Raw genomic sequence first — 2,208 nt, 5'->3', positions numbered from 1 at the left:
CGGCCGGACCGCCCGCCCCGGCGGACGGCGCCCCGGCGGACGGCGCCCCGGCGGACGGCGCCCCGGCGGCCGGCGCCCCGGAACCGTTGACCCGCTCCAGCATCCGCCGGGCGAAGTCGATCTCCATGCCGACCTGCTTGATCCGCTCCTCCACCACCAGCGAGCCGTGCCCCGCGTCGTAGCGGTACTCCTCGAAGACCGCGTCCCGCGCCCGCAGCCGCGCGACGTAGTTGTCGATCTGCCGGATCGGGCACCGGGGGTCGTTGACCCCCGCCGTGATGTGCAGCGGCGCCGTGACCGCGTCCACGTACGTCAGCGGTGACGACGCCTCCCACCGCTCCGGCACCTCCTCCGGTGAGCCGCCGAACAGCGTGCGGTCCAGCGCCTTCAGCGCCTCCATCTCGTCCTCGTACGCCGCGACGTAGTCCGCCACCGGCACCGCCGCGACGCCCACCGTCCACAGCTCCGGCCGCGTACCGAGCCCGAGCAGCGTCAGGTACCCGCCCCACGACCCGCCGGTCAGCACAATCCTCGCCGGGTCCGCCAGGCCGGTCTCCACCGCCCAGGCGCGCACCGCCTCCACGTCCTCCAGCTCGATCAGCCCCACCCGGTGCTTCAACGCGTCCGTCCAGGCCCGCCCGTAGCCGGTCGACCCCCGGTAGTTGACGCGCACCACCGCGAACCCGTGGTCCACCCAGGCGGCCGGCTGCGCGGCGAACGCGTCGCTGTCGTGCCAGGTCGGCCCGCCGTGGATCTCGAAGACCGTCGGGAACGGTCCCTCACCCGCCGGCCGCTGCACCAGCGCGTGCACCTCGCCCCCGGGCCCCGCCACCCACACATCGGTCACCGGCACCGACGACGGCGCGGTCAGCCCGGGCGGGTCGAGCACGACGCCGCCCCCGGTGGACAGCAGCTGCGGCGGCTCCGCCGCGGACGACCACATGTACTCGACCGTCCCGTCCGGGCGGGCCGTCGCCGCCGACACCGTGCCGGGCGGGGTCTCCACCCGCGTCAACTCGCCGGCCGCCAGGTCGAGCCGCCACAGCTCGCTGCGCGCCCGGTAGGAGTGGACCAGCAGCAGCGCGGAGGCGTCCGGGTACCACTCGGCGTGGACGTCGCCGGGCAGCTCCACCGGCAGGGCGGTGGTGCCGCCCCCGACCGGGTCCCAGACCATCGGCTCCCAGCGGCCCCGACGCTGATGCCCGACGAGCAGCCGCTGGTCGCCCTCGACCGGGGAGAACCCCATGACCGACAGCGACAGCTCCTCGCTGCCGCCCGCGGTGTCGTCCAGCTCGGCGACGAGCGTCCCGTCCAGGCGGACCACGCGCAGCGCGGAGTGCATCGCGTCGCCGTGCTCGGTGTGCTCGATGGCGACGAGCGTGCCGTCGCGCGAGAGGTCCCCCACGTCGGCGGTCTGCCGGTGCCGGTAGATCTCGACCGGCTCGGCACCGGGCGCGGCCACGTGCACCGTGGAACCGTCCTCCTCGGTACTGCGGCCGATCACGGCGGTGCCGTCGTGGCCCAGCGCGAGCCCGCCGGGGTAGGAGGCCGCGAGGCCCGGCACCGCCGGCTCGTCGGCGCCGCCCTCGAAGGGCTGCCGGACCCAGGTGCCGAACTCGTCGCCGTCGGTGTCGCGGAACCACCACAGCCAGGCGCCGTCCGGCGTCAGCGTGCCGTCGGTGGTGCCGTTCGGGCGGCTGGTCGCCTGCCGCTGCTCGCCGGTGGTCCGGTCCCAGGTGTACAGCTCGAAGATGCCGGTCGCGTTGGAGACGAACAGGTTGCGGTGCGGTGCGTCCTCCGCCCAGTCCGGCAGGCTGGTGCGCGGGGCGCGGAACCGCTGCTCCCACTCCGGTGCCGGCGGTGTCGTGCGGTCGGCGCCGGGGGCGGCGGGCGCGTCGCCGGCGCCTGTGCCACTGCCTGTGCCGCTGCGGTTGGGAACGCGGTCGGGGTGTACGCCGTGGTCGGGGTGATCAGCCATGCGCCCATTCTGCTGCCACCGTCGACCGTGGCGGCAGGGGAGCGGAGCTGCGGAGCCCCGCGCAGCGGCGCGTCGGGGCAGGGCACCGACGGCGCGGCCCGTCACGCGCGGCGATACGGAGCTCCGGCGGGGGCGGCGCGCCCGCCGCCCCCGGCGCCGACCGCACGACACCGCCGGCACCGGAGTGGGAGCAGCGGTTCCGCGCCCCGCGCACCAGCCTGCCGGACTGG

1 protein-coding gene is annotated in these 2,208 nt (G+C 76.3%); it reads right to left on the bottom strand.

What is annotated here, in order from left to right:
- A partial coding sequence (locus tag HCN56_RS25225) for a S9 family peptidase (protein ID WP_167974922.1) occupies positions 1–1,978 on the bottom strand: 1,978 nt, incomplete at its 3' end.
- Positions 1,979–2,208: the final 230 nt, after the last annotated feature.

This window comes from Streptomyces lonarensis (genome assembly GCF_012033735.1).
Lineage (GTDB): Bacteria > Actinomycetota > Actinomycetes > Streptomycetales > Streptomycetaceae > Streptomyces > Streptomyces lonarensis.
This window is presented reverse-complemented; position numbering and strand designations above follow the sequence as displayed.